Annotated in this window: 17 protein-coding genes; 6 read left to right on the forward strand and 11 right to left on the reverse strand. The window is 68.4% G+C overall.

The window, feature by feature from the left end:
• Positions 1–2: 2 nt before the first annotated feature.
• Positions 3–653, forward strand: a complete 651-nt coding sequence (locus tag BLS66_RS10715; protein ID WP_074725841.1) for a DMP19 family protein — start codon at positions 3–5, stop codon at positions 651–653.
• An 81-nt stretch (positions 654–734) separates the two neighbouring features.
• Here BLS66_RS10715 and BLS66_RS10720 read toward each other — a convergent pair whose 3' ends face one another.
• From BLS66_RS10720 to BLS66_RS10760, 9 genes are all read right to left on the reverse strand, one after another.
• The gene (locus tag BLS66_RS10720) at positions 735–1,832 is read right to left on the reverse strand and encodes a GDSL-type esterase/lipase family protein (RefSeq protein WP_074725842.1); all 1,098 of its coding nucleotides are present in this window, start codon (positions 1,830–1,832) and stop codon (positions 735–737) included.
• A gap of 101 nt (positions 1,833–1,933) precedes the next feature.
• On the reverse strand, positions 1,934–2,689 hold the full coding sequence (gene kduD / locus BLS66_RS10725) for a 2-dehydro-3-deoxy-D-gluconate 5-dehydrogenase KduD (protein WP_049468467.1): 756 nt from the start codon (positions 2,687–2,689) through the stop codon (positions 1,934–1,936).
• Between the two features lie 80 nt (positions 2,690–2,769).
• A complete protein-coding gene (kduI, locus tag BLS66_RS10730; protein WP_053506103.1) occupies positions 2,770–3,618 on the reverse strand; it encodes a 5-dehydro-4-deoxy-D-glucuronate isomerase in 849 nt (282 codons plus the stop codon).
• A gap of 181 nt (positions 3,619–3,799) precedes the next feature.
• The gene (locus BLS66_RS10735; protein WP_019337388.1) at positions 3,800–4,858 is read right to left on the reverse strand and encodes a LacI family DNA-binding transcriptional regulator; all 1,059 of its coding nucleotides are present in this window, start codon (positions 4,856–4,858) and stop codon (positions 3,800–3,802) included.
• Between the two features lie 39 nt (positions 4,859–4,897).
• Positions 4,898–6,487, reverse strand: a complete 1,590-nt coding sequence (locus BLS66_RS10740; protein WP_083348161.1) for a family 43 glycosylhydrolase — start codon at positions 6,485–6,487, stop codon at positions 4,898–4,900.
• Between the two features lie 17 nt (positions 6,488–6,504).
• A complete protein-coding gene (locus BLS66_RS10745) occupies positions 6,505–7,788 on the reverse strand; it encodes a TRAP transporter large permease (RefSeq protein ID WP_049468465.1) in 1,284 nt (427 codons plus the stop codon).
• A 3-nt stretch (positions 7,789–7,791) separates the two neighbouring features.
• On the reverse strand, positions 7,792–8,322 hold the full coding sequence (locus BLS66_RS10750) for a TRAP transporter small permease (RefSeq protein ID WP_074725843.1): 531 nt from the start codon (positions 8,320–8,322) through the stop codon (positions 7,792–7,794).
• Between the two features lie 10 nt (positions 8,323–8,332).
• Positions 8,333–9,334, reverse strand: a complete 1,002-nt coding sequence (locus tag BLS66_RS10755) for a TRAP transporter substrate-binding protein (RefSeq protein WP_074725844.1) — start codon at positions 9,332–9,334, stop codon at positions 8,333–8,335.
• A gap of 40 nt (positions 9,335–9,374) precedes the next feature.
• Complete coding sequence (locus BLS66_RS10760) at positions 9,375–10,202, reverse strand: 2-keto-4-pentenoate hydratase (RefSeq protein ID WP_074725845.1); 828 nt, start codon at positions 10,200–10,202, stop codon at positions 9,375–9,377.
• A 173-nt stretch (positions 10,203–10,375) separates the two neighbouring features.
• Between BLS66_RS10760 and BLS66_RS10765 the strand changes: the two genes are divergently transcribed.
• Genes BLS66_RS10765 through BLS66_RS10775 form a run of 3 tightly spaced genes read left to right on the forward strand, consistent with a single transcriptional unit; the run spans position 10,376 to position 13,608 of the window.
• Positions 10,376–11,350, forward strand: coding sequence for an alpha/beta hydrolase (locus tag BLS66_RS10765; RefSeq protein ID WP_074725887.1), 975 nt, complete (start codon positions 10,376–10,378; stop codon positions 11,348–11,350).
• Positions 11,347–12,969 carry a carboxylesterase/lipase family protein gene (locus tag BLS66_RS10770; protein ID WP_074725846.1) on the forward strand — a complete coding sequence of 541 codons (1,623 nt, stop codon included), beginning with the start codon at positions 11,347–11,349 and terminating at the stop codon, positions 12,967–12,969. The genes BLS66_RS10765 and BLS66_RS10770 overlap by 4 nt, the downstream gene beginning before the upstream one ends.
• A gap of 51 nt (positions 12,970–13,020) precedes the next feature.
• Positions 13,021–13,608, forward strand: a complete 588-nt coding sequence (locus tag BLS66_RS10775) for a cysteine dioxygenase family protein (protein WP_053506099.1) — start codon at positions 13,021–13,023, stop codon at positions 13,606–13,608.
• A 39-nt stretch (positions 13,609–13,647) separates the two neighbouring features.
• On the opposite strand, the gene BLS66_RS10780 is transcribed toward BLS66_RS10775, so the two are convergent.
• Positions 13,648–17,451 carry a LamG-like jellyroll fold domain-containing protein gene (locus tag BLS66_RS10780; protein WP_074725847.1) on the reverse strand — a complete coding sequence of 1,268 codons (3,804 nt, stop codon included), beginning with the start codon at positions 17,449–17,451 and terminating at the stop codon, positions 13,648–13,650.
• Between the two features lie 138 nt (positions 17,452–17,589).
• On the reverse strand, positions 17,590–20,340 hold the full coding sequence (locus BLS66_RS10785) for a TonB-dependent receptor (RefSeq protein ID WP_057494434.1): 2,751 nt from the start codon (positions 20,338–20,340) through the stop codon (positions 17,590–17,592).
• Between the two features lie 283 nt (positions 20,341–20,623).
• Here BLS66_RS10785 and BLS66_RS10790 point away from each other — a divergent pair, with 283 nt between their 5' ends.
• Together BLS66_RS10790 and eda are read left to right on the forward strand one after the other, a co-directional pair.
• Entirely contained in the window at positions 20,624–21,643 is a 1,020-nt protein-coding gene (locus BLS66_RS10790; protein ID WP_049468450.1) for a sugar kinase, read from the forward strand.
• Positions 21,630–22,268 carry a bifunctional 4-hydroxy-2-oxoglutarate aldolase/2-dehydro-3-deoxy-phosphogluconate aldolase gene (eda, locus tag BLS66_RS10795; protein WP_049468449.1) on the forward strand — a complete coding sequence of 213 codons (639 nt, stop codon included), beginning with the start codon at positions 21,630–21,632 and terminating at the stop codon, positions 22,266–22,268. Before BLS66_RS10790 ends, eda begins: the two co-directional genes overlap by 14 nt.
• Positions 22,269–22,316: the final 48 nt, after the last annotated feature.

Raw genomic sequence — 22,316 nt, forward strand, 5'->3', positions numbered from 1 at the left:
GCATGACCGATGTGTTTGCCGCCCTGCGCGTGACCAACGTCGCCTTCGACGACGACGTCATCCTGCTGACCCTGGCCGATGGCCGGCGCACCCGCCAGCCGCTGCGCTGGGTACCTGCGTTGTTCGAAGCCGATGCAGGGCAGCGCGCGCAGTGGGTCGCCACCGCCGATGGCCTGGGTGTGAACTGGCCGGCCCTGCTGCCGGCGCGCGAGGCGGGCGTGGTCGATATCCTCAACCAGGTCTGGGAAGACCGCTACGACGCGGCGATGGCACGGCTGAAGGACGCCGGATGGACGCTGGAGGCGCTGTCCGACGAGGACCAGCAACTGGTGGCGCTGTGGCGCATGGAAGCGGACATCAACAACGGCGGCTTCATGCAGTTCCTGTGCAACTGGGGCGACCCGACCTGCCAGCTGGCGCTGCGCGCGCTGCAGGCGATGGGCGCAGTGCAGACGCACGCGCTCCTGGCCGGCATGCGCGGGCTGCTGGATCGGCTGGAAAACGACCCGGCGATCAAGGAACTGACCGACCTGTACGACGCGATGAGCGAAGACGAACGGCAGGCGCTGGAAGCGTTCGAGGACGCCTATTTCGAGCGCCCGGAAGACCTTGCGCGGTTCGGGCTGAAGCACTTCGGCGCCGAGCGGCTGTAGCAGTCCGCGTGGAGCCGAGCCCATGCTCGGCTGCGATCAACCGGATGCAGGACAGCCGAGCATGGGCTCGGCTCTACAGGCTCAGCGCGGGTACGCCAGCAGCACCACCAGGTCCTCGTCACCCACCTGCTGCAGCGCATGGCGGCTGCCCTTGCGGGTCAGCAGCGCGTGCCCGGCGTGCACGTCGTACTGCCTGCCGTCCAGCACGTAGCTGCCCTGCCCACTGACGATGTAATAGATCTCATCCTTGTGCTGCGGATGCAGGCCGATACCCGCGCCCTTGTGCAGCACACGCTTGCGCAGCACGAAGGGCAGGTCCGCCGCGCCGGCAAAGAACGGATACGCGGTGGTGGGCCCGCCGCCGCCGTGCGGGCCGGGCTGCATGCGCGCAATCGTGCCTTCGTGCACGACCTGCGAATCTCCCGTCGCACCGGCGCCCTGCCCTGCGTCCATCACGTCGCAGTCGATGTCCCGCACCAGCGCCGGCTGCAGCGCGGGCAGCAGCGGCACTGCTTCGCGCAGTACCAGACAGGCCACCGCATGGGCGCCGGCCACGCTGAAATGGGTGCCGTCGGCCTTGTTCTGTTCGGGCACGAACAGGAAGTACGGTCGCGCGCCCTGCTCACCCAGCGCGCGGATCCAGCGCGTGCTGCGGTCGTTCAGATCAATCAGCGCAATCCGCTCGCGCGCGGCCAGGGCCTTCATCGACTGCGTGTAACGGCCATGCGTGTCGAGCAGTGAACCGAAGTCGTACAGCAGCCGCGCCACCGGCGTGACCAGCACCGGCGTGGCGCCTTTCCCGCGCGCCACCTGTACGTAGCGCATCAGCAGGCGGGGGTAGTCCCGGTCCGGATCGGTGTAGCGCGTGGAATCCTCAAACTTCGCATCGTTGTGGCCGAACTGGATCAGCAGCACATCGCCACGGCGCAGCTCGGCGGCGATGGCATCCAGGCGCCCTTCGTCGATGAAACTGCGCGTGCTGCGACCGCCCTTGGCATGGTTGTGCACCTCGAAGCGTGCCGGGTCGAGGTAGCTCTGCAGTGCCTGGCCCCAGCCGGCCTGGGGCGCGCGCTCGGGGCCGTATTCGGCCGCAGTGGAGTCACCGGCGATGAATACCCGCACCGGCGCCGCCTGTGCGGTGGTGCAAGACAGCAGCAACAGCAGCAACAGGGTGCGCATGGCGGTTCTCCGGTAGTGCCGGCCGCTGGCCGGCACCCTCATGAACGGCGGAAGCCTCGCGAAGATGCCGGCCAGCGACCGGCACTGCCGTGGCTCACGCGTCAGCGCGCCAGCCAGCCACCGTCGACCGGCAGCACGGCGCCGTTGATGTAATCCGACGCCGACGACGCCAGGAACACCGCCGCACCGGCCAGGTCATCCGGCGTGCCCCAGCGACCGGCCGGGATGCGCTCCAGGATCGCCTTGTTGCGCGCTTCGTCGGCGCGCAGCTGGGCGGTGTTGTCGGTGGCCATGTAGCCCGGGGCGATGGCATTGATGTTGATGCCCTTGCCCGCCCACTCGTTGGCCAGCAGCCGGGTGATGCCGGCGATGCCGCTCTTGCTGGCGGTGTACGACGGCACGCGGATACCGCCCTGGAAGGACAGCATCGAAGCAATGTTGATGATCTTGCCGTGGCCCTGTTCGATGAAGTGGCGGCCGGCGGCCTGCGAGATGAAGAAGGCGGACTTGAGGTTGACGTTCATCACGTCGTCCCAGTCCTGCTCACTGAAGTCCACCGCATCGGCGCGGCGGATCAGGCCGGCGTTGTTGACCAGGATGTCCAGGCCACCCAGGCCGTCAATGGTTTCGCGCACCACGCGCGCCACCGGTTCGATGCTGATCAGGTTGGCTTCGATGGCCAGGCAGCGGCGGCCCAGCGCAGTGATCTTTTCGATGGTGTCGGTGGGCGGGGCGATGCCGGCCACGGCCACGTCGGCGCCGGCGGCAGCCAGTGCCACGGCGATGCCCTGTCCCAGACCGGTGTTGCCACCGGTTACCAGAGCGACCTTGCCTTCCAGGCTGAAGGGATTAGCCATTGCGTATGCGTTCCTTGATTGGGGCGAGCGGGGTCAGCGCGACGGCCGCCGGCACACGGTGCACGGCGGTCAGGTGGGGCCTACTTGAGCTGGCAGATGTCCAGCACGTGCATGTCGGTGTAATCCAGGTTCTCGCCCCCCATCGCCCAGATGAAGGCGTAGTTGCTGGTACCGGCGCCCATGTGGATCGACCACGGCGGCGACACCACGGCTTCGTTGTTCTGGATGACGATGTGGCGCTGCGCGGCCGGCTCGCCCATGAAGTGGTAGACGCGGTCGCTGTCGCCCAGGTCGAAGTAGAAGTACACCTCGCTGCGGCGGTCGTGCAGGTGCGGCGGCATGGTGTTCCACACGCTGCCCGGCTTGAGCACGGTCAGCCCCAGCAGCAGCTGCGAGGACTGGCAGGTGGCCGGCACGATGTACTGGTAGATGGTGCGCTCGTTGCTGGTTTCCAGCGCGCCGCGATCCAGGGCGACGGCATCCTTGATGGACAGCTGCCGGGTCTCGAAGCGGGCATGGGCCGGGGTCGAGGCCAGGTAGAACTGGGCGGGATTGGCGGCGTCCTGCGAGGCGAACACGACGTCCTTGCTGCCCATGGCCACGTACAGGCCATCCTTCGGGCCCAGCGTGTAGACCGTGCCATCGACGGTGACGCTGCCGGTTCCGCTGCCGACGTTGATCACGCCCAGCTCTCGACGCTCCAGGAACGGATGGCCTGCGGCCGAAGCGGGTTCGGTCTGGGTCGGCAGGGCCAGCGGTGCGTCCACCGGGGCAGCGCCGCCGATCACGAAGCGCTCGTAGTGGGTGTACTTGAGGGTCACCGCACCGGCGTTGAACAGGCCATCGAGCAGGTACAGGTCACGCAGCTGGTCGTTGCTGGCACCGTGGATGGCATCGGGATGGGTGGCGTAATGGGTCTTGCTGTACATGGCGTCTCCAGAGCGGGGGGCGGGCCGACGGGTCGGCCCCGGCGCGGTTCACGGTCGATTCTAGCCAGACAGGAAACCGGTGTCATTTTGCGTCGCACGATGCCGGGATGGCCCGGGCAAGGCGCGGCGGATCGGGTGGATGGGGCAGAGGTCGTGACCTGCAGGATTGATCCCCGGGGGATCAATCCTCCGGCGGCTGGCAGGAATCGCGGACGATCAGGTGCGGCCGCACGCTGGCGATGGGCAGCGCGGCCTGGCCTTCGGGCTGGATCAGCATCGCCGCAGCGGTGCGCCCGGTATCGCGGGTATGCCGGCGCACCGAGGTCAGCGAGGGCCACAGGCGCGAGGCCAGCGGGCTGTCGTCATAGCCGACGATGGACAGCTGGCGCGGAATGTTGATGCCCGCGCGCAGCGCGACCTTGTAGATGCCGGCGGCCATTTCGTCATTGCCGGTGAAGATGGCGGTCGGGCGGCGCTTGCCCAACAGCAGTTTCTCGGCAGCGGCCACGCCGGATTCGAAGGTGTAGCCGGCCTCGATGATGCGGTCCTTGGGCAGCTCGATGCCGCGCTGGGACAGTGCGTCGATGAAGCCGGCGGTACGTTCATGGGCCGAACGGTAGGCGCTGGGACCGGTCACCAGGGCAATGTCACGGTGGCCGAGCGAGAGCAGGTAGTCGGCGGCTTCGGCCGCACCGTCGCGGTCATGGGTGACCACCATCTGTGAGCTTTCGTCCAGCGGCAGCGCTGCCACGCGGGTGAACCGGCAGCCGATCTCATCAAGCATGTCCGCCAGCGCCTGGTCTTCCGAGGCACGCGGCACCAGAATCACCCCGTGCAGCTTCTGCTGCTGCACGAAGCGCCGCACGCCCTCGATGTAGCCGGGGCTGCGGCTGTCACACGGGTGCACCACCAGCTCGAAGCTGGAACCACGCAGTGCATCCAGCGCACCGTACTGCATGTCCACGATGTACTGCGCGGTGGGGTTGTCGTAGACCATGCCGATCAGGAAGGAGCGGCGGAACGCCAGTCCACGGGCCAGCGGATCGGGCGTGTAGCCCACCTCACGCATCAGCGCCTCCACCTTGTCGCGCGTGTCCTTGCGCACCAGTGGCGAGTTGTTGATGATTCTTGAAACCGTTTTCTTGGATACGCCCGACAGTCGCGCGATGTCGTTGATGGTGGCTGCCTTGCCCTTCGCCAATGCCGGCGTAGCGGCATCGTTCTTGTTGCGCACTGACATGTTTTGAACCCGGTAAGTCTGGGGATTCCGGCTCCGCGCTCAGTCCAGCGCGCGGTAGCGGAAGTTGCGGAAGGTTACCGCACCGTCGCCGGCCGCATACAGCGCCGGCTTCAGCGCCAGGAACCTGCCCGCTACATTGTGATGGTAACCGGACACTTCCATCTGAACCGGATACTTCTGCCAAGTGTGCCCGTCGGTGCTGGAGTGGAAGGTGACGATGTGGCGGTTGTTGGTCACCCGCAGCCACAGCCGGCCGCCGCGCCCCGCCGCCGGCCGGGCAGGTCGCTCCTCGCCGTAGCGATGCATGATGAACGACTCGCCATTGCTGCCCACGCCCACGTACAGGCGGTCGCTGTAGAACAGCAGCGCGCCGCCCACGGCACCGGGGGCGATCTCCATCTCCACCTCGAACTGGTAGGCCCGGTCGCCGGCGATGGTGGTCAGCGGTGACGCATCGCGCGGCGTGCTGCCCTTGCCCTGCAGGACCAGGCCGTTGCCGCTGAAACCCAGCCGCCGGTACTCGTCCTGCGCCGGATTGAAGAACGCCCACTGCGGGCCAAGCGTGCTGCCGCGGAAATCATCCGACAGCGCCATGCCATGCGGCGACAGTGCCTGTCCGGCCGGCTTGCGCAGTGGCTGGCCGAGGTCGCCCCCGGTCGCGCGGAACCAGCCGTCGGCGGTCCATTCGATCGGCTCCAGCAGGGCCTGGCGGCCCAGCGTCCAGAAGCCGTTCTCGTACCCGTGGTACATCATCCACCAGCGCCCATCGGTCCCTTCGATCACCGTCGCATGGCCACGCGACCACCAGGGCTCGGCTGCCGACTGCGTGCGCGTGATCGGGTTGTTGGGCGCGTTCTCCCACGGTCCGTGGATCGAACGCGAGCGCGCGGTGATCACCATGTGGCCGGTGGGCGGCCCGGCCGTGCCGCCCACCGCCGTGGTCATGTAGTACCAGCCGTTGCGGAGGTGGATCTTCGGGCCTTCCTGCGCATAGGCCTCGACGTCCCAGTCCTGCGGATAGCGCCAGCCGTCGTAGACGTGCTTCGGCGTGCCGGCCACGCTCAGCCCATCGTCGGCCAGTTGCACGTAATCACCACCGCTGAGGAACAGGTAGCGCTTGCCGTCTTCACCCACCGCATGGCCAGGATCGATGTAGCCGCCCAGGCCGATGTCGATCGGTGCGCTCCATGGGCCCTTGATGTCATCGGCCCAGACCACGAAGTTGCTGCGGCGCTCGCCGGTGCGCGCCGGGAAGTAGATGAAGTAGCGCCCCCGGTGCTTGACGATGTCCGGCGCCCAGATCGAGCCCACGTTGCGGGTGATCGCATGGCCCAGCGGCTGCCAGTTCACCAGGTCGCGCGAGTGCCAGATCGGCAGGCCGGGATAGGCGTCGAACGACGACAGCGTGAGGTAGTAATCGTCTCCGTCCTTGAGCACCGAGGGATCCGGATGGTCGCCGGCCAGCACCGGATTGAGGAACGTGCCATCGCCACGGTCCGCCTGGCGCTGGTGTTCCAGCCCCCGCGCCCACTGCGCCGGGGCGCGCGCGGTCTCCGCCGCGGGTGCAGGCCATGCCGGCAGCAACACGGCGAACAGGGTGGCGGCGGCGACGATACGCAGTGCACGCATGGCAGTCTCCTTGCGGCTCAGCCGCGCAGCGCGGCCGGCAGCCACAGCGACAGGGCGGGGAAGAAGGTGACCACCAGCAGCACGCCCAGCGCGGCGAACCAGAATGGCCAGATGGTGCGCATGCTCTGGCCGACGCTGATCTTGCCGATGGAGGTGCCGATGAACAGCACCGAGCCGACCGGCGGGGTGACCAGGCCGAGGCCGCCGGTGAGCACCAGCACCAGGCCGAAGTGGATCGGATCGATGCCGTAGGCGCGCGCCACCGGCAGGAAGATCGGCGTGCAGATCAGGATCATCGGCGCCAGATCCATGAAGGTGCCCAGCAACAGCAGCATCACCACGATCATCAGCAGCACCATGAAGCGGCTGTGCGCGAACGACTGCAGGAACTCGACGGCGGCAGCCGGCACCTGCAGGTACGCCAGCAGCCAGCCGAACACCGCCGCGGTGGCGATCACGAACAGGATCACGCCGGTACTGCGCGCGGCATGGATGACGGTGTCGAAGAACTCGCGCCAGCGCAGCTGCCGGTACAGCACGGTGGTCACCAGCAGGGCGTAGACCACGGCGATCGCCGCGCTTTCCACGGCAGTGAAGATGCCGGCGCGGATACCGACGAAGATCAGCGCGACCAGGCCCAGGCCGGGCAGGGCGGAGACGATGCGCAGGGCCACGGCACGCCAGCCTGGAAAGACCTCTACGCCATAGCCGCGGCGACGTGCGACCACATAGCCGGTGATCATCAGTGCCAGCGTCATCAGCAGCGCAGGGACAATGCCGGCGGCGAACAGGTCGGCGATGGACAGCCCCCCGCCGGCAGCAGCGGAGAACAGGATCAGGTTGTGCGACGGAGGCACCAGCAGGGCCACCAGCGCGGCGGTGATGCTGACGTTGACGGCGAAATCGCGGTCGTAGCCGCGCTTGACCATCTGCGGGATCATCGTGCCGCCGACCGCCGAGACATCAGCGATGGCCGAGCCGGACACGCCGCCGAAGAACAGCGAGGACAGGATCGACACCTGGCCCAGGCCACCGCGCAGGCGCCCGACCAGCGACGAGGCCAGTGCGATCAGGCGCTCGGAGATGCCGCCGCGCATCATGATTTCGCCGGCAAAGATGAACAGTGGAATGGCGATGAGCGAAGCGGAGCCGGTACCGGCCGAGATCTGCTGCACCAGCACGATGCTGGGGATATCCAGGTACAGCAGGGTGGCCAGCGCCGCAGCGGCCAGCGCGTAGGCGACCGGCACGCCGAGCAGCAGCAGCACGGCGAATACGGAGAACAGGAGGGTGATGCCCATGGATCAACGATCTCCTTCAGCGTCTTCGGCGCCGGTGACGCGGGCCTGCAGCGCGTTCCACGCGCGGTTCAGTGCAAACATCAGCATCAGCGCGCCCCCCACCGCCAGCGGCAGGTAGTTGATGCTCTGCGGCAGGTTGGCACCGGCGGTCTTGATGTCCAGTCCGTCGACCAGAAGGTCGGCCGACCAGAACGCAATGAAGCCGCCCAGCACCGCTACCACCAGCTGCACCAGCACGTCCACCGCGCGGCGCAGGCCGGCGCCCATGTAGGCATGCAGCAGGAAGAAGCCGAAGTGGCGGTTGGTGTGTACGCCGCAGGCCGCGCCCAGGCTCATCGCCGTGGCCAGCAGCAGCAGGGTGACCGGCTCGGTCCAGCTGGGCGAATCGTTGATCACGTAGCGCGCGAACACCTGCCAGCCTTGCACCACCACCAGCCCCAGCAGGGCGGCGACGGCGCCGTAGATGGCGATGTCGGCAATGCGGTCCAGCAGGCGCTGGCCGGGTCCGGTGGTGGAGGTCGTCGTTTCGGTCATGGCGGTATCCTCAGGCGGCACGGATGCGGTCAACCAGCGCGGCGATGCCAGGCTGCTGCAGGTAGTGCTTCAGCAGCGGCTGCGCCGCATCGCGGAAGGCCGCCATGTCGACCTCGTTGGCTTTCACCCCGTAGGCCAGCACCGCCCGGCGCGCGGCATCCTCCGATGCGTCCCACTGCTCACGCATCACCGCCACCGATGCGCGGGCGGTGTGCAGCAGCAGCTGGCGGTCATCCGGGCTGAGGCGTTCAAAACGGGCGCGCGACATCAGCAGCACGTCCGGCGCATACGAATGGTCGCTCTGCGACCAGTAGTGCGCGGCTTCGAAATGGCGGCTGGAATGGAAGCTGCGCATGTTGTTCTCGGCGCCGTCGATCATGTGGGTCTCCATGCCGGAGAACGTGTCGCCCAGCGACATCGGCGTCGGGTTGGCGCCGAGCAGGCGCATCAGCTGGATGAAGATGTCCGACGAGGCCACCCGCAGCTTCAGGCCGTGCAGGTCGCTGGGCGAAACGATGGGGTGCTTGGTGTTGTAGAAGCAGCGTGCACCGGAGTCGTAGATCGCCAGGCCGACCAGATCGCGGCCTTCAAAGCCACGCAGCACCGCGTCGGCCACGCCGCCATCGAGTGCGGCGCGCTGCTGTGCGACCGACCTGAAGACGTACGGCAGGCACAGTGCCTGGGTCAGCGGAAATGCGTTGTTGAGTGCACCGGCATACACGCGGGTGATGTCGATGGCGCCAAAGCGCGCCATGTCGATCGCTTCCGACTCGCGGCCCAGCTGGCCCGAGTGGTACTGCCGCAGCCGCAGGCGGCCGTTGGTCTCACGCTGCAGGGTCTCGCCGATCCACTTCACCGCAGTGACGGTGGGGTAGTCGGCCACGTGCACGTCGGTCGCGGTCAGCAGGGTGCTGCCGTCCACGTCGCCGGCGGCCCGACGCCCGCAGGCAGCGAGCATCGGCGTCGCCAGCGCAGCGGCGCCGCCGGCCAGGAAATTACGTCGTGTGATCATCTGCGCCCTCCCGCGCGTGTTCACCAGGGCTGGCCGGCGGTCATCCCGCCGGCACGGCCCGGCAGGCAATGTCACCGAAGCCGGCAAAGCGCACCAGCGCCGTTTGTCCTGCCTCGATATCGTGGATGCCGGTAGCGTTGCCGGTGGCGATCAGGTCGCCCTTGCGCAGCGGCCGGCCGCGCTGCGCCGAACGGGACAGCGCGAAGGCATAGGCCGCACGCAGGCCGCCGGGCAGGCGGGTGGCGCCGCCGGTACCGACCACCTCGCCGTCGATGACGGTCTCCGCACGCAGCGCAGTCTCGTCGCGGGCGGTCCAGCCGGTGATCTCCGGCCCCAGCACCAGGCCATTGTTGTTGCCGAAGTCGGACACCACCACGCGCGGACCCAGTTCGTTGATGGTGGCCAGCGGACTGCTGGCCACTTCCACGCCGATGTACAGGCGCGCGGGCAGGGCTTCGGCCTGTTCCGGGGACCAGTGCAACCGTCCGGCCGGGGCGTCCTCCAGCAGCTCCAGCACGTACTCTGCTTCCACTGCGCCAAAGCCCCCGACGAATACCGGAATGTCGGTTGTTCCACCGGTATCATTCCAGAGCTGACGTTTGAAGATCGGCCCCAGCAGGCGTTCGTCGCCGGAGCCATCGCGGCGCTCGGCGGCGATGTACCCCACTTTCCAGCCGATCACCTGATCGTCCCAGGCCTCGATGGCGCGGTCCTGGACCCGGTAGGCGTGCACCAGATCGGCCGGAATGGTGCCGGGAAACCCTGTCAGGGCCTGGCCGGCGCGGCGGGCGTCGGTGAAGGCGCGGGCGATCGCGGCTGCATCGTCCGGCGTCGGCCTGTGCCCCTGTGTGCCGTGTTCGTTGCTCAAGAACGGTCTCCCTCTGCGTTGTTGCACTGCCCATCGACAGCGTCTGCAGGAGGTGTATATGGTAAACCGGTGTCATCACGCAAGCCGCAGCGCATCACGCCCGCTTCCGGGGCGCCTGCGGCACGCTGCCCCCCCTTGCTGGAGCCCGGTCCGCCATGCGTCTGCCCACCCTTGTGCTGTGCCTGTCCGTTCTGTTGACGCTTGCACCGGCGCGCGCCACCGACGTCCCGCTGCGCGACGGCCAGCGGCCCGGGCGCGAGGTGACGGGCGAACGCCTGCCGCTCTGGCCCGCCGGGCAGGTACCCGGCGAAAGCGCTGCGTCGCGAACGGCGCGCGTGGTTGAGCGCAGCCCCGACCCGGCCCATCCGGACCGGTTCGTGGACGGGATCGATGCGCCGTACATGATCGTGTACGCGCCGCCACGTCCGAACGGGCAGGCGGTGCTGGTCATTCCGGGCGGCGGCTACCAGCGCGTGGTGATCGACAAGGAAGGCAGCGCGCTGGTACCGGACTGGGTGCAGCGGGCAGGCTTCACCCTGTTCGTGCTTCGCTACCGCCTGCCGCAGCCGGGCAGGGACCGCCAGGCGGCGCTGGCCGATGCGCAGCGCGCGCTGCGGGTCGTACGCGACCAGGCCGCACGCCGCGGCCTGGAGGCCGGCAGCGTGGCGGTCATGGGTTTCTCCGCCGGCGGCCACGTGGCGGCGCGGCTGGCCACCGGCTTCGATGCTCCGGTCTATCCCGCACGCGATGCGATCGATCAGCTGAGCGCGCGCCCGGCACGGGCGGTGCTGGTCTACCCGGTCATCGACATGGGTGCGCATGCGCACAGCGGTTCGCGCGGGCGATTGCTGGGCGAACACCCTGACCCCGCATTGGCGGCCCGGTACTCGGTGCAGCAGCACGTGCGCGCGGACATGCCACCGACCCTGCTGATCCATGCCGCTGACGATCGCGTGGTCAGCGTGCACAACAGCGAAGTGATGGCGCGGGCGCTGGCCGAAGCGGGCGTGGAGCACGAACTGCACGTGTTCGCCCACGGCGGCCACGGCTTCGGCATGCACCTGCAGGGTGGTTCGTCGCTGGCGCTGTGGCCGGCCTTGGCGCAGGCGTGGCTGACGGCAGGAAAGGGCGCGGAGGGCAGCCGATGACGGGAGCACCGGACGACCTGCAGCGCCGCCGCTTCCTGCGCGACAGCGCGCGCTGGGCGTTGGCCACGGCGACGCTGGCGACACTGCCGGCAGCGGCGATGCCCGGTGCACGCGACGACCGCCTGCCGATCGTCCGCGTGCGCGGGGGGCGCCTGCGCGGCCAGCATGAGCAAGGCGTGCTGGTGTTCCGCGGCGTGCGCTACGGTGCCGACACCGGCCCCCATCGCTTCCAACCGCCGCGCCGGGAAGCGGCATGGAACGGCATCGCCGATGCGCTGGACTACGGCGCCGCCGCGCCACAGGCGGGCGCAGAAGGCCCCGGCAGCGAGGACTGCCTGTTCCTCAACATCTGGACGCCGGCGCTGGGGGATGGCGGCCGCCGCCCGGTGCTGGTCTATCTGCATGGCGGTGGCTTCAACAACGGTTCCGGCAGCGACCCGCTGTACGACGGCAGTGCGCTGTGCCGTCGCGGCGATGTGGTGGTGGTGACCCTCAACCATCGCCTGAATGCCTTCGGCTACCTGTACCTGGGTGGGCTGGGCGATGCACGCTATGCGGCGTCGGGCAACGTCGGCCAGCTCGATCTGGTGCAGGCGCTGCAGTGGGTGCGCGAGCATGCGGCAGCCTTCGGTGGCGATGCCGGCAACATCACCGTGTTCGGCCAGTCCGGGGGCGGCGCCAAGATCGCTACGCTGATGGCAATGCCGGCCGCACGCGGCCTGTTCCAGCGCGCCTGGACCATGAGCGGCCAGCAGGTCACCGCAGCCGGCCCGCGTGCCGCCGCGCAGCGCGCGGCGATCGCCATGCAGACCGTAGGCGCAGGGGACCTGGCGGCACTGCTGCGACTGCCCACCGCCGATCTGCTGGCGGCGACCCGCGCGCGCGATCCGTCGCGGGTGGAAAGCACGTCGCTGTACTTCGGGCCGGTGCTGGACGAGGTCACCCTGCCGGTGCATCCGTTCTGGCCGCAGGCTCCGCTGCAGTCGGCCGCCATTCCGATGGTGATCGGCAATACCCGCGACGAGACCCGCGCCTTCCTCGGCAATGACCCGGCCAACTTCGCGCTGACCTGGGAGACGCTGCCGGCGCAGCTGGAACGCCAGCAGTTCGTTGATCTGCTGCCGCAGACGGTGATCGCCGAGTACCGGCGCCTGTACCCGCACTACACGCCATCGGAGGTGTTCTTTGCCGCCACCACTGCCGGCCGTTCCTGGCGTGGCGCAGTGGAGGAACTGGAAGCGCGTGCGCGCCAGCCCAGCGGGGCCGCACCCACCTGGGCCTACCAGCTGGACTGGGACTCCCCGGTGGAGGAGGGCCGGCTGCGCGCCTTCCATACCCTGGACATCCCGCTGGTGTTCGACAACGCCGGCCTGCCCGGTGCACGCACCGGCGGCGGTGCGGACGCGCAGGCGCTGGCGGCCACGATGAGCGACGCATTGATCGCCTTTGCCCGGACCGGCGACCCCAATCATCGCGGAATGTCGCAATGGGCCCCCTACCGTCTGCCGCAGCGCCAGACCATGCTGTTCGATCAGCACAGCCGCGCAGTGGATGATCCCCGTGCCGGCGAGCGTGCGCTGTACGCGAAAGTGCCGTTCGTGCAGCGCGGCACGCAGTGATGACACCGTGGTGCAAACATTCTGTTAACCCGTCTCGGCTAGAGTCGGGCCATGGGAGAGATGTCCTCGCCACTGCCGTTCACCGGCCGGGAGCGCCTGTTCGCTGCGATCGATGCCGCGGTGATGCTGGGCACGCCGGAGGCGATCACCGATGCGCTGCAGCAGGTGCTGCGTGAGGCCATCGTCGATCCGTCCATCCAGCTGCCGCCCTGCGTGCGGCGCCCGGTCGAAGGGCATTACGCGCGCCGCGAACTGCATCGCAGCCCGACCCTGGGCTACAGCGTGATCGCGATGTGCTGGGGCCCGGGCCAGGGCACGCCGCTGCACGACCACGATGCGATGTGGTGCGTGGAAGGGGTCTGGCAGGGCGAACTGGTCGTCACCCCGTACGCGCTGCTGGAGCAGGAGGGCGAACGCCATCGCTTCGCCGCCCAGCCGGCGCTGTACGGCCATCGCGGCAGTGCCGGCAGCCTGATTCCGCCGCACGAGTACCACACGCTGCGCAACGCCAGCGACGCGGACGTGGCGGTATCGCTGCACGTCTACGAGGGCGTGATGGAACGCAGCGCGGTGTTCGAACCGTTGGGCGAGGACTGGTACCAGCGGCGGGTGAAGCTGATGGAGACCGACGCAGCCTGACCGCGTTCGGCCGGGCATGGCCCGGCCCCTGCGCAGGCATCAGCGCGGCACGTCCACCCGGTTGTTGAGCTGCGTCACTTCCTCGCCGCCGTCGGCCAGTGCCACGCGCACGCGCAGGCCGCTGCGGTCACCGGCCGGCAACGGCAACGACACGACCGCGGTCTTCGGCTGCAGATCGGCCGGTGCGGCCATCGCCGGCACTTCGGTCCGGGCGATCTCGCGGCCACGCGCATCTTCCAGCACCGCCACGCCCACGCCGCTGCCGACATGGCCCAGGCTGTGCACGGTCACGTGCACCTGGCGGCCGTCCACCCGTACATCGCCACGGCCGATGCCCAGGTCCGGGCGGGTTTCCACCGGCGTGCCCGCGCTGATCCGCTCGAATTCGAATACCTCGGTCCGGCCGGGGCGGAACTGCATCGGCACCGATGTGCTGGTTTCCAGCTGCACGGTACGCGCGGCCACCGGGCCGTCGATGCGCCCGTCGCCATCGGCATCCACGCCGCTGCGAATGCGCCAGGTACCACTGGCCACGTTCCAGCCGGTCATGTCCGCACCGATGGTGCGCGTGCCCAGGTTGTAGCTGGTCACCGTGAAGCGCTCGCGCGACGGCGCGTGTACCAGCAGGGCGACCTGTTCGGCCGCGTCCTCGCGGTCGAAGCGCCAGCTGACGGTATGGCCGGGCCAGCTCTGGTTGCGCTTCAGCGCGATGCCGCCCAGGCGTGCGCGCTGCAGGAATTCGCTGGGTGCTTCCACGCGGTCAGACCACCAGTGGCCCTCGGTGTTCATGTACGCACGCTGCACTTTCGCCTGCAGGCCGTCGGCATGCATCGCGGCGATGTAGGCCCTGTCGCCGCTGGCCTGCCACGCCATCAGGCTGGCGAAGCCGGTCTTTCCCGCATCGGCCTCGGTGCTCAGCAGCGGATACCAGTCCTGTTGCCGCCCCAGGATGTCCACCACGTTCTCGCCCAGGTTGGCCAGCGCACCCGGGCCGCCACGGGCTACGCGATAGTCCAGTGCCTGCAGGTACTTCGCATCGCCGGTCCAGCGCCACGCGGCCCAGAAGGTATGCAGGGTGTCGCCGCCGCCGGAGCCATTGTTCAACTCCCCGCCCCGGGTGGCACCGCTGGCCCAGTTGATCTCGTTGGGCAGGGTGAAGCGCCCCTTGTCGTCCTTGCCTGCGTGGGCCAGGTAGCCATCGGCCAGGCCGATCACCAGCTTGCGACCGGTCGGATCGGCGTTGTACTGGCCCAGCAGGAACGCCGGGTGCAGCACCGGGAACGAATACGGCTTCTGCCACTGCCAGTTCGGTTCGCGGTACACCTTGTTGCCACCGAACCAGTTGCTGGAGAACAGCAGGTGGCCCTGCGGGTTGCGCAGGATGATGCGCTCGTCGAAGGCCTTCACTGTTTCCATCAGGCGTTCCAGCGTCAGCGGATCGCCCCAGTTGAGGTAGAGCATGGCGCTGTTGGTGTTGATGCCTTCCTCGTACGAGTGCAGTTCGTCGGTCTCGATGGTGCTCAGGCCATTGCTGAACATGCCATTGCGGTACACCGCGTCGGACAGCGCGGTCAGCGAGGCGTTCAATCGATCCGGCCGCACGCCCATCAGGGCCAGTCCCGGCCACTGCTGGGTCAGGTCGGAATCGTCGGAGATGCCACCACCGAAGTCACCGTAGGCCACCTGCCGTTCGTCGATCCACCAGTCGACGAACTGCCGCGCCTGCGCCAGGTCCTGCACCTGGTTGAATGCCCACGCCGGCACGCCCCTGGGCACGGCAGGCGCCGTGTAGGGCGGGCGGCCCTGGCTGTTGTAGCTGATGTAGTTCCAGTACAGGCGGCCGAGTTCATGGTCCGGATCCACCCGCAGCAGGTCGCTCAGGTCCGCGTACACGCGCGCGTACAGGCGCTGGCGCTTGGACGTGGTGTGCTCTTCCACCAGGAAGCCCCAGTTGTCGCGGACCTGGTTGAAGCGGTCGGCCACGTGCTCCTTCAGTGCCTCGGCGCGCGGCTTGAACACCAGCCGGACCTGCGCACCGTCCAAGGCGCCTGCATCGAAGCCCGGCGCGGCCGAGGCGATGCTCAGCCACAGGCTGTCCGGGGTGAGGATGCGATCGCGCAGGTCCAGCCACAGCGTGCGCGCCTGCCGTGGCGGCACCGACACCGATACATCGATCATGTCGCGCGCCGACCAGATCGGATCCTTGATGCGGATGTTCAGCGGGATCAGCCCGTCATGGGTGGCCGGCAGGTCCAGCGCGGGGATATCGAGGGCCACGCCATCCAGGCCGTCGTGCATGTTTTCCCAGCTGTAGGCCCAGCTGCGGATCAGCGGCTGGTTGGCCGGCGCGTCACCCACCCCGGAAGGAATCAGCACGTGCACGATCGGCTGCGGATGTGCGGGCAGGGTGCCGGCATCCCGGCGGCGGGAACCGGCGCCCTTCGGCAGCGCCATCACCGTGCTGCGTTCGGCGGCCGGGAAACGTCCGTCAATGTAGCGGCGCAATGCGTCCAGGTTGGTGTAGTCGGGCAGCGCCTGGCTGTCGATGATGTAGGTCTGCTTCACCGTGCCTTCCGGCTCGGTGCCCTCGCTCACGTGGTAGGCCCAGATTTCCTGGATCGGTGTTTCCTGCTCGACGTTGCTGAAACGCAGCACGCCGCCGCGCTGCGCGGCAATGTCGTCGACGCTGCGCACCACGCCGCGCGGGCGCGTCGCCAGCACGTCAGTGGCATGTCGGGCGTCGGGCCCGTGGGCGAGGGTGCCGAAGGCCGCACCGCGGATCTCCACGCGGTTCACCGTTTCAGTGGCCGGCAGGGTCAGGTCCAGGTGCTGGCCGCCTTCCACATAGGTGTTCCAGTCCGGAAGCTGGAAGTAGTCATTGCGGCCGGGCAGGCGCGAGCGGTTGTACACGCCCGGCCAGGTGGTTTCGGCGATGCCATCGGTGGCCTTCCACATCCACGCCTTCAGGTCGCGGGTGTCGGCGAATTCGATCTTGCGGATGCGGGTGCCGCCGGCCGCCAACGCGGGGGGTGCAGCCCCTTCCCAGCCGAAGCGGTGGCGCCAGGCGCGCGTGCCATCGCCGATCGCCACGGCGCTGGCCGGCTCGCGCCCGCGCGCCAGCGTTGCCACCGCCGGCGCATCCAGCATGCGGTCGTAGACCCGGATGTGCTGGAAATCACTCCCACGCAGGAAGTTGTAGCGACTCTGCACCTGGTACGGTGCCATCACCCGCCCGGCAAGGCCGAGCTGGTCCAGCGCCGCATCGTAGTCACCGGTGGTCTGCGCCCGCGCCACTTCGCGCCCGTCGACAAACAGGCGCACGCCCTGGTCTTCATCCCACGCGAAGGCCAGGTGCAGCCACTGCTCGGGGCGCGGTGGCGTGTCCATGCGGAACGACACGCGGGTGCGTGCAAGGTTGGCATCGGTGACGAAGGCATCGAAACCGTGCCCGTTCCAGTCGACGCGCAGCCAGGCCATGTCCCAGCTGCTGTGGTCGGCGTAGCCGACGCGGAAGATCACGAACGGGGCTTCGCCCACCGCATAGCGCGGACGCCAGTCGAAGGCGAGGGTGCCGCGCTGGGCCAGGATGTTGCCCGGTGCGTCCCAGGCCAGTACGCCGTCGTCTTCCCACTGGATGGCCTTGCCACCGGCACCATCGTCGACCACCGCCACCCTGTCGCGGAAGTTCGGTACGGCTTCACCCTGTGCGGTCACGGCCTGCAGGCCGTGGCGGGCATCGACGTGGAAGAGCAGGGCAGGGACATCGGCGGCGGCCGTCGCGGGGCCTGCGGCCAGCGCCGCTGCCAGCAGCAGGCAGCGGAACAAGGTCGTGCGGTGCGGCATGAAGACGTTTCCTTTCAACGGGCGACGGCCGGCGGTGGGCCGCCGGACCGTAGCAAGGCCATGCCACGACGGCACCTTGCGGCGCAGCAGCGGTCACGACGTGCGGCGGCGCGCACCGGTGCGCGCCGCCAGCATTGCTCAGAACTTGTAGCGCACGCCCAGCAGGAACTGGCGGCCGGTTTCGGTGTACTGCAGCGGCAGGCGGCCGGTCGCGGGCGAGTACACCCACTCGTCGGAGGCTTCGTTGGTCAGGTTGATGCCTTCCAGGCTCAGTTCCAGCTGGTCGCTGATCCTGTAGCGGAGCGACGCATCAATGACCGTGGTGCCGGTCATGCCGTGGTAGCCGTCCAGGTTGAAGCCGGTTTCCTGGCCCGGAACCTGGGTGAGGTAGTCATCGCGGTTGGTGGCCGAGACGCGGGCGGAGAAGGTCTCGCCTTCATAGAACAGGGTTGCGTTCCAGGAGGACTTGGACAGGCCCAGCAGATCGTTCTTCATCACCGGCTGGCCGGACGCGTTGATGTACTGGATCTTCGATTCCACCCAGGTGTAGTTCAACTGCACGCCCAGGTTGGACCACTTGCCCGGCAGGAAGCTGAAGGGCTGCGTGTAGTTCGCTTCGGCGCCGTACAGTTCGCCACCGGGGGTGTTGACCGGGCGGGTGAAGGTGAAGTCGTCGGTGGGCGAGGCGCCGGTACCGATCAGCAGTTCGGCGGGCAGGCCGCTGTCGGTGTACGGGCGGTTCTCGCGCAGGGTCTGCACCGAGGTCTCGATGTCCTTGTAGAACAGGCCCAGGCCCGCCATCGCGCCTTCGGCGAAGTACCACTCGAAGCCCAGGTCGACATTGGTGGCGCGTGTCGGGTCCAGGTTGGGGTTGCCGCTGGAGATGGTGCGGGCACCGCCGGCCACGGCCACGGTTGCGCCGGGCGTCAGGCTGCCCAGCCCCGGGCGCGTCATGACCTTGGCCGCCCCCAGGCGGATCAGGAAATCGGGCGTGACTTCGGCCACCAGGTTGAACGAGGGCAGGGTGTCGTCGTAGGTCCGCGTGGCCGTGGTCGAGGTGGTGCCGCTGGCCAGCGTAGACAGGCCCGTGGACGACTGCCGGGTACGCACGTAGCGCACGCCGAAGTTGCCCGACAGCGGCAGCGCGCCGATCTCGGTGCTGAACTCGCCCATCAGGTAGGCGCCGCGATCCTTCTCTTCCACGCTGCGCACGTTGTTGGCGCGGGGGGCGACGGCGTAGATGCCGCTGTTGCTGTAGATGTCGAACTGGTCGGCGATCGCATCCAGGTCCGGCACCACCCAGTTGGACGGATTGCCGTCGATGCCCTTCAGGCCCGCCTGGCTGACCATGTCCACCGGCACGATCCTGCTGCCATTGGCGAAGGTGGGCACGGCCAGTTCACTGGCGCGGCGCAGTTCGGTGGTCTTGAACGTATAGTCCTTGGCCAGCACGCCACCCTTCAGGCGGAAGCCGGGGCTGATGTTCCAGTTGAAATCGATCTGCCCGGTATCGAAATCGTTGTCCACGTACTGCGGGCGCAGGCGGATTTCCGCCAGCTCCCAACCATTGGGGCTGGTCGGATCAATGCCGTAGTTGAGGATCGGGAAGCGGCTGTTGCCACGATAGTCGTAGCTGTAGCCCTTGACGTCGTACTTGTCCATGATGACGGTGGTCTGCACCGGGTTCTCGTGCCTGGAGCGCGAGATGCCGAGCTTGCCGTACACGGTGAAGTCGTCGCCGAAGCGGTGCTGGCCGTTCAGGCTGATCTGCTTGAACTCGGTGCTCCACTCGTCGTGCCGGTTCTCCGAGCGGATGTCGACGTTGTCGAATTCACCGTACAGCAGCGCGCCGTTGCGGATCTCGCCGTTCCTGACGATGGTCGAGGGCTTGCCCACCAGGCGCGGCGTGCTGCTGCTGCCGCGGCTGAAGGAGATCGCTTCGATGTAGTGCTCGTCGCGGGTGGCATCGATCTTCGAATACAACACGTCCAGCGAGACGTCGGTGGCGTCGCTGGGTTTCCACTGCAGCGAGCCGGTCACGCCCAGGCGCTTCTGCTCGTGTTCCATCTGCACGTAGCGCGGGAAGCGCGGATGGAAGACATCCGCGGCGCGTGCTGCGGCAAACGGCGATGACGCAGCGAAGTTGCCGTTGCTGGGGCCGTTGGCCCAGCGGCCGGTGTTGGAGCCTTCCTCCAGCGCCTGGCGCTCGGAGTAGGCCACCGACAGCAGGGCACCGAAGGTGCCATCGGCGAAGGTGTTGGAGATCAGCGCGGCCACCCGCGGATCGGCTTTTTCAGCCATCTGGTTGTAGCCGGCCTGACCGCTGGCGGCGAAGGTGAAGCCGTCATAGTCGAACGGGCGCGCGGTGCGCAGGTCGACCGTGGCGCCCAGTGATCCCTCTTCCACGTCGGCCGAGGCGGTCTTGCGCACCAGCAGCTGCGAGAACAGGTCCGAGGCGAAGACGTTGAAGTCGAAACCACGGCCACGGTTGGTGCCGCCACTCTGGTCTCCGGCGCCAACGGTGGTCAGCGCTTCCATGCCGTTGATGCGCACGCGGGTGAAGTCCGGGCCGAGGCCGCGCACCGAGATGTTGCGCCCCTCGCCGGCCTCGCGGGTGATCACCACGCCGGGGATGCGCTGCAGCGATTCGGCCAGGTTGAGGTCGGGGAACTTGCCGATGTCCTCGGCGACGATGGCATCAACCACGCCGGCCTCGCCGCGCTTGATGTCCAGCGCCTTCTCGACACTGGCGCGATAGCCGGTGACGGTCACCGTGTCCAGGTCGGTTGCGGTCTGCTGCTGGGCGGTCGCGTTTGCCGACAGGGCAAGTGCCACGCCCATCGCCAGCAAGGTAACCGGTGTCTTTTTTCCATGGATCCGAGATTGCATGCCTTTCCCTCTCCCAAAGGTCTGGTATCGCGGCTGTGTAGCGGAATGACACCGCTGGTCAAAGCCGACGTTAGCAGCACCACCGGGATCGGGCATCTTGCACCGCAACAGATCTGTAATGTCTCCAAGACGCTTGCAGGACAATGGTTTCGTCATGTCGATCGAGCACCTGCAAGGCGACTTCGGTCTAGAATGACACCGATGGTCAATGCCACGCCCCCTGCGTGGTCCACTTACATGCCATGCAGTGTCCCATGCCGGCGGCACGCGTGAAGGAGCTGAGATGGGTCGTATCGTGTGTTTCGGAGAGCTGTTGCTGCGCCTGGGCGCCCCCGGCCACGAACTGCTGCTGCAGTCGCCGCAGCTGCAGGTCCATGTGGGCGGCGCCGAGGCCAACGTCGGTGTCTCGCTGTCCCGGCTGGGACATCAGGTGAGGATGGTCGGCGCGGTGGCGGGCAACCCGCTGGGTGCGCACGCGCTGGGCGAACTGCGGCGGCACGGGGTCGATACCCGGCATGTGCGCGAAGTGCCGGATGCCCGCATGGGGCTGTATTTCCTCACCACCGGCGCGGTGCAGCGCGCCAGTGAAGTGGTCTATGACCGCGCGGATTCGGCGTTCGCACGCAGCACGGCGGCCGACTATGACTGGCCTGCGCTGCTGCAGGACGCACAGTGGCTGCATCTGTCCGGTGTCAGCCCGGCGCTGGGCCCTGACGTGGCTGCCGCCACGCTGGCGGCGGCGCGCGCGGCACGCCAGGCCGGTGTCCGCGTCTCCTTCGACGGCAATTTCCGGCCCCGCCTCTGGCAGCGCTGGGGCGGCGATGCCCAGGCGGTGCTGCGCGCGCTGTTCGCGCAGGCCGACATTGTGTTCGCCGACTACCGCGACATGGAGGTCGTGCTGGGTACGCGCTTCACTCAGCCGGACCCGGTGGAGCGGGTCGACGCAGCGGCGGCGGCCGCGTTCAGCGCCTTTCCGCAGCTGCAGTGGATGGCATGCACGCAGCGGCAGGTGCTGAGCGTGGACCATCATGCGATGGGCGCGCTGTTGCTGGGCCGCGGAGGGGCACGCGCGCAGGCCCCGGTGCGTCACCTGCAGGGCATCGTCGACCGCATTGGCGGCGGCGATGCCTTCGCGGCCGGCATCCTGCATGGCATCCTGTCCGGCCTTGATGCCGACGCCACCGTGCGTTTCGGCCTGGCCGCCGGGGCGCTGAAGCACTCCATTCCCGGCGATTTCAATCCTGTCAGCGAAGCTGACGTGCTGGCCCTGATGGGCGAGGAGCAACTCGATGTCCGCCGCTGATCCGCGCGTACGCGCGGTCCTGAAACTGGCACCGGTGATCCCGGTGTACACCCCCGACGATGTGGATGAAGCGGTCAACGTGGCCCAGGCATTGTTCCGCGGCGGCCTGCCGGTGATCGAGGTGACGCTGCGCACGCCGCGGGCGCTGGACGCGATCAGGGCCATGGTCGAAGCCGTACCGGACGCGGTGATCGGTGCCGGCACCGTGCTCACCTCCGCGCAGATGCAGGCGGCGAAGCAGGCCGGTGCGCGTTTCGCGGTGTCCCCCGGCGCCACGCCGGCCCTGTACGCGGCCGCGCGCGATGCCGACCTGCCGTACCTGCCCGGTGCGGCCACGGCCTCGGACCTGATCCTGGGCCTGGAACACGGCCATGACACGTTCAAGTTCTTCCCGGCCGTGCAGGCCGGCGGTGCCGCGCTGCTGGCGGCCTGGCACGGCCCGTTCTCCGAGGTGCGGTTCTGCCCGACCGGCGGCATCAGCGCGCAGACTGCGCCGCAGTTCCTGCACCTGCCCAACGTACTGTGCGTGGGCGGCTCGTGGCTGACCACCCCGGCGCTGCTGCAGACCCGCGACTGGGACGCCATCGAGCGCCTGGCCCGCGAAGCGTCGGTCCTGGCCAGCTGAACCCGGCGCACGGATCTTCAAAGGTTTGATCGTGATCAAAGCGCCGGC

The sequence above is a fragment of the Stenotrophomonas pavanii genome (genome assembly GCF_900101175.1).
Lineage (GTDB): Bacteria > Pseudomonadota > Gammaproteobacteria > Xanthomonadales > Xanthomonadaceae > Stenotrophomonas > Stenotrophomonas pavanii.

What these genes read in the sequence shown, in the direction of transcription:
- BLS66_RS10750 (WP_074725843.1), bottom strand. Translation starts at nt 8,322, where the DNA reads ATGACCGAAACGACGACCTCCACCACCGGACCCGGCCAGCGCCTGCTG.
- BLS66_RS10775 (WP_053506099.1), top strand. Translation starts at nt 13,021, where the DNA reads ATGGGAGAGATGTCCTCGCCACTGCCGTTCACCGGCCGGGAGCGCCTG.
- BLS66_RS10770 (WP_074725846.1), top strand. Translation starts at nt 11,347, where the DNA reads ATGACGGGAGCACCGGACGACCTGCAGCGCCGCCGCTTCCTGCGCGAC.
- BLS66_RS10745 (WP_049468465.1), bottom strand. Translation starts at nt 7,788, where the DNA reads ATGGGCATCACCCTCCTGTTCTCCGTATTCGCCGTGCTGCTGCTGCTC.
- kduI (WP_053506103.1), bottom strand. Translation starts at nt 3,618, where the DNA reads ATGTACAGCAAGACCCATTACGCCACCCATCCCGATGCCATCCACGGT.
- BLS66_RS10790 (WP_049468450.1), top strand. Translation starts at nt 20,624, where the DNA reads ATGGGTCGTATCGTGTGTTTCGGAGAGCTGTTGCTGCGCCTGGGCGCC.
- eda (WP_049468449.1), top strand. Translation starts at nt 21,630, where the DNA reads ATGTCCGCCGCTGATCCGCGCGTACGCGCGGTCCTGAAACTGGCACCG.
- BLS66_RS10780 (WP_074725847.1), bottom strand. Translation starts at nt 17,451, where the DNA reads ATGCCGCACCGCACGACCTTGTTCCGCTGCCTGCTGCTGGCAGCGGCG.
- BLS66_RS10715 (WP_074725841.1), top strand. Translation starts at nt 3, where the DNA reads ATGACCGATGTGTTTGCCGCCCTGCGCGTGACCAACGTCGCCTTCGAC.
- BLS66_RS10785 (WP_057494434.1), bottom strand. Translation starts at nt 20,340, where the DNA reads ATGCAATCTCGGATCCATGGAAAAAAGACACCGGTTACCTTGCTGGCG.
- BLS66_RS10735 (WP_019337388.1), bottom strand. Translation starts at nt 4,858, where the DNA reads ATGTCAGTGCGCAACAAGAACGATGCCGCTACGCCGGCATTGGCGAAG.
- kduD (WP_049468467.1), bottom strand. Translation starts at nt 2,689, where the DNA reads ATGGCTAATCCCTTCAGCCTGGAAGGCAAGGTCGCTCTGGTAACCGGT.
- BLS66_RS10740 (WP_083348161.1), bottom strand. Translation starts at nt 6,487, where the DNA reads ATGCGTGCACTGCGTATCGTCGCCGCCGCCACCCTGTTCGCCGTGTTG.
- BLS66_RS10755 (WP_074725844.1), bottom strand. Translation starts at nt 9,334, where the DNA reads ATGATCACACGACGTAATTTCCTGGCCGGCGGCGCCGCTGCGCTGGCG.
- BLS66_RS10720 (WP_074725842.1), bottom strand. Translation starts at nt 1,832, where the DNA reads ATGCGCACCCTGTTGCTGCTGTTGCTGCTGTCTTGCACCACCGCACAG.